Below are 8,032 nucleotides of genomic sequence, written 5' to 3' on the forward strand. Positions count from 1 at the left end.
CGCGCCCGAGTCTAGCGCGGTATGCTTCGGCCCTTCCTGCTGCTTACCGAACAAGAAAACCTCTAGCCACCCTACCGTACCGCAAAGCACAAAAAGAGACACCCACCATTCGATAAACGACATGTGGTGGGTGTCTCAAAGTTTCTTCTCGACAGAAGAATTTGTGATGTTGCCGCAGGTAGATAGTATGAAATCGCAGAACGTCACCCGCGTGCATCACAAAAGTTAGATTCTAACTCCTCGGTGAACGGTGTTGTTAAAGATCAGATAGCCGATAATTGCGTTCACCAGCGACAGCGTAACAAAGATAATGTTTGGCAGCGTCTCGTTAATCACGCCCGTTGACGAGCTAAATGATTCGATAACCGGAACAATCATCATCATGAACGTTCCGCCGATAACAAACATGGAGCCCAGCGTGCCCGCAAGAGAAGACACCGTGACCGAAAGACTCCTCTTGGTAATATCAACAACAGAAGTCCAGTCAAAATTTGGACGTCGAATATCAATGGCTAGGCCAACGTTAGACACCAGGAACACAATGCAGAGCGGCAGAATAACGTTTCTCAGGGCTGTTTCAATGGTGATGTGACCAGGAATCAGGAAGAAAATCTGGGTCACAACGCTGAAAATGAGCACGTAAAGCATGTTAACGGCAATCTTTGCGCCAAAAATCTGCTTTGAAGATACGGGCATAGTTGCCATCAGCCAGTTTGAGCGGCCTTCCAGCGAGTACGAAATAGCAGCGGAGTTGGCAGCGCAGAACATCGAGGTGCCAAACCAGGTGGTTATCATGCCAAAGATGGTTCTTGCCAAAGGTAGATAGCGCGGAACCTCGGACGCAGGAACAAAGTAGGCCACGATAGACGACGTGCTAAAGAACATGGAAATAAAGGCGAGAACAACCATCAGCAAGCAGCCAAAAAGCATGTTTATAAAGACTGCTGGGTAACCTGTGATGGTCTGAATCTCTTTTCTGATCAGAGCAACAAAAGGCGTCGCGGACTTGGTGGAAATCTGTTTGGTGGTGAACTTCTTCTGGACCTTGTCCTCGCTTACTAGTGCATTAATGCGGTCGTTGAAGCGAGAAATGATTGCCACAATTGCTGCAGGAGCTCCAACAGAAACTAGGACAAACAGCAAGAAACTGACAAGGGAGCCAGAGTTAAAGAAGTCCGCAATCCACAGTGATGGAAGATAAACTACGCCAACTGAACTTGCAACGCTAAAGACGGTGTCGCGGAAATTACCCACCACACCTGGGGCAAACTTGTCTGCATTGAAAGATACCGTAAAGATAAAGAACAGATAAGCGACCATAAATAGAAGACCGAACGCTCCACCGATAACCACGCCGAGTGACTTGAAGTGCAGCTTTGCAGCAAGGGCAGCAATCACAAAAGCCAAGAGAATTGCAGCAGAAACCGCAAGGTTAGGCCCAAGAAGAAGCGCGAACAAGGCACCAATCAAGCGTGGAAGTGTAACAGCCTCAAAGGTGAAGTAAGCCAAAAAGACTGGCAGCATAATGACAATAGACCAGATACCCTCTGCAGCATACAGAGCTGCTACGCGAGAATAAATAATGGTGCTCTTTTTGATTGGAAGCGACATGATAAAGTCGTAATCCTTGTACGCAAAAAGCACGCCATTGGCCTTTACAAACGTCAAAATAATACCAGGTAGAGCGCCAACAAGAATTCCTGCCAGAGGAAGCAGCCTTGTGAAGCCAGCAATGGCTAGAGTTGTCGCAATGCCGTAAATGTAAACCATCATGAAGAGCGTGCCAACAACTACAAAAATACCACCGACAATAGGCAGAGCGTTTGCGCCAACCTTTTTCTCAAAATTCTTTCGAGCACCTATAACCTGCGTAGTCCAAATCATGGTGATCTGAACCTTAAGCAGCATCCAGAACACTTTGAGATTGGAAGGCAGTTTGAGCTCAGAGCGATCGAGAACAGGAACTTGACCAGCACTTACTTGAGCTGGAATAAAGACATCTCCTGAGAGTTGCAGGTTCTGCTCAGGCACATCGGGGCGCTGAGGAGCCTGTGGAACATTGTTTGCCATGACTAGTTCTCCTTAGGGAAGGAGGGAGGAACTGGAGCGCCTGGAGGTACTGGTGCTCCGGGCACAGTTGGAGCCGCAGGTGCGGCGGGCGCTGCAGGCGCGGCTGGTGCTGCTGGTGCTGCAGGTGCTGCGGGCGCGGCTGGTGCTGCTGGTGCGGCAGGTGCTGAAGGTGCCGCAGGTACTGCAGGTGCAGCGGGAGCTGCAGGCGCGGCTGCTACAGGTGCGCCAGGAATGACTGGCTGAACAGCGGCGCCGTCCTTCGTAGTAGCCATATCCTGAGCAATCTCGGCAGAAACGCCAGGAGCGCCAGCCTCAAGACCAAGGAAGACTTCCTCAAGAGAAGCATTGCCTCGAATCTCGTCTGTTTTACCTGCGGCAAGAAGCTTGCCCTGACGAATAATTGCAATTTTATTGCAGAGTTTCTCGACAACCTCAAGAACATGTGACGAGAAGAACACGGCAGATCCGCGGTCGGCAAGCTCGTGCAGCATCTTCTTCAGCTCGAAGCTTGCCGCTGGATCCAGACCAACAAATGGCTCGTCCAAAATGATGAGCTTTGGCTCGTGGAGCAGGGCGGAAATCAGAACCAGCTTCTGCTTCATACCGTGAGAGTAGCTGCCAATAGCGTTTGCCAGGGAATCAGTGATGCCCAGGCGGTTGGCCAGCGTTGTAATGCGCTCGACGCGGTTCTCCGCAGGAACGCCAAAGATGTCACTGACGTAATTGAGGTACTTAATGCCGCTCATGAACTCGTAAATGTCTGGGTTATCTGGGACGTAAGCGATGACCTGCTTTGAGCCAACAGGGTCAACCAGCACATTCTTTGAATCCACAAAGATGACGCCACCCTCAAATGGCTGAGCGCCAACGATGGACTTGATAAGCGTGGTCTTACCTGCGCCGTTGTGGCCGATAAAACCGTAGATGTCGCCAGGCATAACGTCGAGCGAAAGATCAGAAACAGCTGCCTTGGAGCCATACTTCTTGGTAAAGTGCTGGACGCTCAACACAGGAACAACCTCGCTCTGTGCTGCTGGAGTTGCGGCGGCTACGGGTGCTGGTACAGCAGCTGGAGCGGCAGGTGCAGTAGGCGTAGCGGCGGGAGCAGCGGGTGCGGGAGCCGCAGGAGCAGCAGGAGCTGCGGGTGCGGCAGGAGGTACGGGAGCGTTAGGAACAGGTGGCTGTGGGATGTTGTCGGCCATGTTAGTTTCCTTCTTCCAATTTATCTATCTTGTTCACACGAGTGTCGTTAGCTTTTGGAGAGCGCTTTGCCCTTCTCAGAGCATCGCGCAAAATCCATTCTACCTGAGCGTTGGTTGAACGCATGTCATCTTGCGCCCAGCGTTCAACTGCCTCCCAGACTTCTGGAGCCACACGAAGTGGATATTGTTTGCGAGGTGCCATGGGTTTCTCGCCATGCTTTACTGCTGCAAGGAACCGGTGTTAAGCACAGGCTGAGCCTCGGACTCGCCGCAGAGAACAACCATGAGGTTGGAAGCCATAACAGCCTTGCGGTCCTCGTCGAACTCAACAACGCCATTCTCAGAAAGCTGGGTGAGGGCCATGTCAACCATGGAAACGGCGCCCTCGACGATCTTTTTACGTGCAGCGATGATTGCCTCTGCCTGCTGGCGACGGAGCATTGCCTGCGCAATCTCAGGGGCGTAGGACAGGTGCGTGAGGCGAGCGTCGTCAACGGTGATACCAGCAACAGAAAGGTTGCGACTCAGCTCGGACTGAAGCGCCTCGGAGACCTCCTCGATGTTGGAACGCAGAGTAATTGCGGTGTTGGACTCGGACTCGTCCTCCATGTGGTCATAGCTGTAGATGCTCGCGACGTGCCTGAGCGCGGTCTCTGCCTGCATAGTAACGTAGCTGTCGTAGTCGTCGACGTCAAAGAGGGCCTTTGCGGTATCGCTCACGCGCCAAACAACAACCTCGGCGATCTCGATTGGGTTACCCATGCGGTCGTTGACCTTGAGGACTTCGCCGTTCAGCGTACGAGCACGGGTGGAAATGATGGAGGTATGTACGCTTACACTGGGAGTAACGCCTGCAGCGAGAGAAGAAAGGTCTCCCAAGTTTGTGGAAAGAGTCTTGGCATAGTAAGGATTTGCCCAGCGAAGACCCTCGTCCTTAACGGTGCCAATATACTTACCAAACAGCACGCAAACCTTTGCTTGACCAGGCTGAAGGCTGAATAAGCCGCTTGAAACAAACATTCCGGCAAAGAAGAATACCAGCGCACCAATGATGCTTGGGAACGATGGGTCCAGGAGAGGATTTCTGTCTGCAGCGATAGCGCTGAGTACAAAATTAGCCAAAAACAGGGCTGCAACTGCAAAAAGAACAATGGTAATCAGCAGGAACAGCCAACCACTCTTGGACTTAATGATTTTCTCGGTGCTCATAAGATCTCCTTTGTAACAATGAGCTTCATGTTGGCATCATTGTGATATCACGTTGATTACAAGTCAATAGAAATTTTTATTTAAATGTTGTTCAAAAATCGCAGGTAAGGAGGTGGTTTTTCTGCATGCGTTGCGCACTCAGGAGCATGTCTGGTCGCGTGCATTGAAATGCCAGTTGACCTGTAGAGCCTGGACCAAGCGCGCCTGACCGTGCGCTTGACCGTGTGTGATGCGCAAGGCGAGAAGTTCTTCTCTTCGAGAATTGCAGCTGAATCGCAAGGCTTACATCAAGCGCGCCTGACTTCTGCAAAGATTCTGTAACTTTTGCCTGATAACACCAAAGAATCTGTGGATTTGCCTGATTTCTGCAAAGAATCTGTATCCAAAACACAGATTCTTTGCACTTTTCAGGCGGACCCTTCGTGATGTGACTTTTGAATCCGAGGTTAGTTTCATGAGCACTCTTATGGAGCCTGATTTTCTCGCCATGTCTGAACGATTTGCCGGAAAAGTACACCTTGTCTGAGCGATTTGCCGGTTTTCTCATCATATCTGAGTAAGTTTACTCAGACATGATGAGCTTTTCAGGCTCGCAATCAGAGCCAATCAAAAAATGGAGAGAGACAGCTTGATCGCATAAAAAACACACCTCGGGAGAAGCCCCAAGGTGTGTTCGGTGTGCACTATTACCTGCTCGCAGCCGACACTGCTCGCGTCCGCCGCAGTTCGCGCCCGTCAGAGCCCGAAGCCCGCACGCAGTCTCGCGGCGCGCTAGTCGATACGAGCGTCTACCTCAAGCCAACCAAGCTGGTCGATGTTGCCCTTGACGTGCTCGCAGGACTTACGCCATGCCTCAATCTCAGAGTCGGAGAGCTCGGGCACAAAGACCTTCTCGACACCATTGGCGCCGATAACTGCAGGAAGTGAAGAGTAGAAGCCAGAAACGCCATACACGTCGTTGAGCAGCGTGGAGACTGGCGTGATCAGCTTGGTGTCGTGGACAATAGCCTTGATGACCTCGACAGCGCCGTTTGCAATGGAGTACTCGGTGCACTGCTTGCCGCTGTAAGTGACGTAACCGCCCATGCGACCAGCTTGCTCAAGCTCTGGGAGGTCAAAGGTCTTGCCCGTCTGAGCTGCAACTTCGTCGAGGGTGAGGCAGCCAATGGAAACGTGTGACCAGCAAGCAAACATGCCGTTGCCGTGCTCGCCGAGCATCCAAGCGTTGATGCAAGATGCTGGATAGCCGGTAGCGCCGGAAAGTGCGTGGCGGAGTCGAGCGGAGTCGAGCGTGGTACCGGAGCCGATAACCTTATTTGGATAGGCGCCGGTCAGATACTGAAGCTCGGTGGTAACAACGTCGCATGGGTTTGCGATGTTGACCCAAACACCATTGAAGCCAGCGTCTGCAATGCGCTTTGCAAACTTCTTGGCCTCGTCAGTGGTGACGAAGAGCTCACCATCACGACTAGCTGCTGCAGCCTCAATGTGGCCAGCAGCATTAACAATAATATCGCAGCCAGCAAGTTCCTCGTAACGGTCATCAAGCTCATAGACGCGAGCGGGGTGTGGATAAAATGGCATTGCGTCCAACAGGTCGTTTACCTGAGCTTTGCACAGGACCTCATTTGTATCACTAATAAAGAGCTCGGTAACAAGTCCCTGGTAAAGCAGGGCATTTGCAACGTGAGCGCCGACGTGATTAGCACCAATGATGCCAATCTTACTGATGAGAGCCATAATCCACCCCTTTATCTCGTCCAAAATTACTGTGCCTGATAGCCTAGCGGTTTTTTGCATAAACGGGCAACGATACAGAAAGACGAAACAGATTAGATACAACAGTCACCTCAACGTGCCATTAAAACCTGTAAACGGTATAGTAGTAATCCAAGATTTGGAGAGGAACTATGGGATACAAGACACCAACATGCTCTATTGCGCGTAGCTGCGGAGGCTGTGAATGGCTTTCGATCCCCTATCCTATCCAACTTAAGCGCAAGCAGTCGCAGGTAGAAGAACTTCTCGCTCCGCTGGCAAGCATCAATAACGTAACTATCGAGCCTATCCGTGGAATGGACGAGCCCCTGGCGTATCGTCATAAGGCGGCAACGCCATTTGCGCCTGGCAAGGGTCGCACGGTTCGCTCCGGTTTTTACGCAAGCGGAACGCACAAGATTATTGCTTCAAAGGAATGCCTGGTAGAAGACGGTCGAGCTCGCGCCATCCTCAACGATGTGGCGTATCTTGCCAGCCAGTTCAACATCCACGCTTACCAGGAAGATCGCGGCAAGGGAGCACTGCGCCATGGCGTAGTTCGCTGCGGATATGCCACCGACGATGTCATGCTGGTGCTGGTGATCAACGGTCAGCACCTGCCCCATGAACAGGAGTTTATTGCCGCACTTCGCAAGGCACATCCCGAGCTAACCAGCATTTTCTTGAACGTCAACCAGAAGCGCACCAACGCAATCTTGGGGCGAGAAACCCGTCTGCTTTGGGGCTCAACATCCATGAGCGACAAGCTTTTGGGCTGCACGTTTGAGATTGGTCCAACCAGTTTCTACCAGACCAACCCTCAGCAAACTGAGGTGCTCTACCAACTGGCCATCGACGGCGCGCTAGCTAGCTCCGAGCTTGCTGGCTCCGAGCTTACAGGCTCCGAGTCCGCTGATGCCGCGCAGGCCAGCATTTCCACTCAGGCAGCCACTTCCGCACCGGCCAGCAACCTACGAGTTCTTGACGCCTACTGCGGTACAGGAACCATTGGACTTTGCTTGGCGCACGCCGCTCAAGCTCAAGGCATCAACCTCTTGCTCACTGGCGTTGACCAGGTTGAAAACAACATTCAGATGGCTCGCAGAAACGCTCGGAACAATAAGCTTGAAGCTGAGTTTATCTGCGACGATGCCACTCGCTACATGCAAGCTCTGGCAAAAGACGGTCAGAACTTTGACGTTATTATTCTTGACCCGCCTCGTGCGGGTTCAACGCCCACCTTCCTCAAGGCAACTGCCCAGCTAGCCCAGAAGAAAATCGTGTACGTGAGCTGCAACGTTGTGACGCAGGCCAGAGACCTCAAAGTTCTTCTCGACAGCGGGTTTGCCATTGAGCGCGTGACACCTGTGGACATGTTCCCTCACACCAAGCACGTTGAATGCGTTGTGGTGCTTTCTCGGGCTTAAATTAAAGTTGCAAATTGAATTGAGGGCAATACCTGAAAATCCTTCATTAGTAGCTGCAAAGCTACTAATGAAGGATAAATTTGCAGAAATAGCTGCCAAGGAAACTTATAGAGCAAAATCAATTAAGGGAAATGTTTATAACTGGAATACTACGAATCAATTTATGCAACAAGATTGACAAAATATCTCTATATGATTATAACTATGTTCATAGTTATATAGATACTGAACTTCAGATATAATTTACAATAATAAGGAGATATGGTTATGGCCACAAAAAATATTTATGTTGCAGAAGCAGACCTACATTTATTTGATGATGCTGCCAAGTACGCCGGAAGTGTTTCTGCCGCTGTGATACAGGCA

Annotated in this window: 6 protein-coding genes; 1 reads left to right on the plus strand and 5 read right to left on the minus strand. The window is 51.2% G+C overall.

Annotated features, from left to right (window positions below; genetic code table 11):
- Positions 1–225: 225 nt before the first annotated feature.
- The 5 genes from HMPREF1647_RS05890 to HMPREF1647_RS05920 all read right to left on the minus strand — a co-directional run bounded on the left by HMPREF1647_RS05890 (position 226) and on the right by HMPREF1647_RS05920 (position 6,221).
- Positions 226–2,070 carry a hypothetical protein gene (locus HMPREF1647_RS05890; RefSeq protein WP_035433008.1) on the minus strand — a complete coding sequence of 615 codons (1,845 nt, stop codon included), beginning with the start codon at positions 2,068–2,070 and terminating at the stop codon, positions 226–228.
- A gap of 2 nt (positions 2,071–2,072) precedes the next feature.
- Positions 2,073–3,272 carry an ABC transporter ATP-binding protein gene (locus HMPREF1647_RS05900; RefSeq protein WP_262363822.1) on the minus strand — a complete coding sequence of 400 codons (1,200 nt, stop codon included), beginning with the start codon at positions 3,270–3,272 and terminating at the stop codon, positions 2,073–2,075.
- A gap of 1 nt (position 3,273) precedes the next feature.
- A complete protein-coding gene (locus tag HMPREF1647_RS05910; protein ID WP_035433010.1) occupies positions 3,274–3,474 on the minus strand; it encodes a type II toxin-antitoxin system antitoxin in 201 nt (66 codons plus the stop codon).
- Between the two features lie 17 nt (positions 3,475–3,491).
- The gene (locus tag HMPREF1647_RS05915) at positions 3,492–4,481 is read right to left on the minus strand and encodes an SPFH domain-containing protein (protein ID WP_035428197.1); all 990 of its coding nucleotides are present in this window, start codon (positions 4,479–4,481) and stop codon (positions 3,492–3,494) included.
- A 771-nt stretch (positions 4,482–5,252) separates the two neighbouring features.
- Positions 5,253–6,221 carry a lactate/malate family dehydrogenase gene (locus HMPREF1647_RS05920; RefSeq protein WP_035433012.1) on the minus strand — a complete coding sequence of 323 codons (969 nt, stop codon included), beginning with the start codon at positions 6,219–6,221 and terminating at the stop codon, positions 5,253–5,255.
- 170 nt (positions 6,222–6,391) lie between these two features.
- Here HMPREF1647_RS05920 and HMPREF1647_RS05925 point away from each other — a divergent pair, with 170 nt between their 5' ends.
- Positions 6,392–7,666, plus strand: coding sequence for a class I SAM-dependent RNA methyltransferase (locus HMPREF1647_RS05925; protein WP_035433014.1), 1,275 nt, complete (start codon positions 6,392–6,394; stop codon positions 7,664–7,666).
- The last annotated feature ends 366 nt before the right edge of the window (positions 7,667–8,032 follow it).

The sequence above is a fragment of the Lancefieldella parvula DNF00906 genome, from assembly GCF_000758945.1.
In the GTDB taxonomy this organism is placed as follows: Bacteria; Actinomycetota; Coriobacteriia; order Coriobacteriales; family Atopobiaceae; genus Lancefieldella; species Lancefieldella parvula_C.